At 67.1% G+C, this 240-nt stretch carries 1 protein-coding gene; it reads right to left on the reverse strand.

Features of this window, described 5'->3' with window-relative positions; translation table 11 throughout:
* Positions 1-240: metallopeptidase TldD-related protein (locus tag SB725_RS33630; RefSeq protein ID WP_410923750.1), on the reverse strand; the 240-nt coding region annotated here is incomplete at both ends.

The raw sequence follows: 240 nt of genomic DNA on the forward strand, positions 1-240 counted from the left end.
GGTACCACAGGTTGCTGATATACAGCCCGGTGCCAAGCCGTTCGAGGATCGCCTCACTGGCCAGGTTGCCCGGCGCCAGGCTCAAGGCGCAGGGCGACTCGTAGCTGTCGGCGCCATTGGCCTGCAGTGCGAACTCGGCCGCGCTACGCGCGCTGATCAAACGCTGCACGGCCTGGCCTTGGGTGATCAGCGGCACATCGAGGCGCGGTGAACCCTCATCCGAGAACGCCGGGCTCAGCG

The organism is Pseudomonas sp. SIMBA_041, assembly GCF_046535095.1.
GTDB classification, from domain to species: domain Bacteria; phylum Pseudomonadota; class Gammaproteobacteria; order Pseudomonadales; family Pseudomonadaceae; genus Aquipseudomonas; species Aquipseudomonas mucoides.